Annotated in this window: 1 protein-coding gene and 1 pseudogene; both read left to right on the top strand. The window is 57.0% G+C overall.

Annotated elements, in window-relative coordinates:
• Window positions 1-112 precede the first annotated feature (112 nt).
• Window positions 113-373, top strand: a pseudogene (locus HBA93_RS24600) (peptide-methionine (S)-S-oxide reductase); the annotation flags it as partial.
• Window positions 370-832, top strand: a 463-nt coding sequence (locus tag HBA93_RS17855) for a cation:proton antiporter domain-containing protein (protein WP_221724186.1), incomplete at its 3' end; no start/stop codon positions are given. The pseudogene HBA93_RS24600 and the gene HBA93_RS17855, both read left to right, overlap by 4 nt.

The raw sequence follows: 832 nt of genomic DNA, 5'->3' as shown, positions 1-832 counted from the left end.
AACTCCACATACTTGAGAGAATAGAAGCCCTCCGCGCCGAACTCGCACGTCCTGTTGTCGTGGCGCTTGACGGGGGAAGCGGCTCCGGTAAGTCAACGATTGCGGCAAGTATCGCAGCGCGGTTTATACGATGACCCCTGAGCAGCAAGACGAATGCGCGACTTATATACGGGACCTTGCTGCAGAGGCGGAGGTGCATTTTGTCACGCGCAGCCTGATGCATCGGGGCTTTAGGCCTTCGGACAGCCGATTTCACGACTACTACAAATCCAACCCCGAACGGCCCTTTTGCCGCGTCTATATCGCGCCAAAACTTGCCAAGCTTCGGACCCGGCACAGTGCCTTGCTCAAGAAGGAAAATCCAACGTCATGACCCCCGCAGTTCTTCTGGTGCTTGTGGCCTTTGCCCTTTACTCGCTGTTCAGCAAGGCAATCTCGCGCAGCTTGCTGACCCTGCCAATCCTCTTCACAGCGCTTGGCTTTGCCTTGTCGGGGCCACTGAGTGCCAGCTTTGCGCCTGATGTGATTCACGAAGGAAAGAAACTTCTGGCCGAGATCACGCTGATCCTGATTTTGTTCTCTGATGCCAGCCATGTGCGCTTTAGGAAACTGGTGATGGATTGGCAGATCCCGACACGGATGCTGGTGATCGGCCTGCCGCTGACGATCACGCTGGGGACACTCGTTGCGTTCTCGCTCTTTCCGACAGACGGGCTAGCCGTGGCATTGCTGACCGCCGCCGTCCTGACGCCGACAGATGCGGCCCTTGGTCAATCCGTCGTTTCGAACCCAGAGGTGCCAGACCACCTCAGCCAGACAATCAATGTGGAAA

It is taken from the genome of Ochrobactrum sp. SFR4, assembly GCF_019730395.1.
In the GTDB taxonomy this organism is placed as follows: domain Bacteria; phylum Pseudomonadota; class Alphaproteobacteria; order Rhizobiales; family Rhizobiaceae; genus Pseudochrobactrum.
The sequence above is the reverse complement of the archived record's forward strand: the minus strand, read 5'-3'. Positions and strand labels throughout refer to the sequence as shown.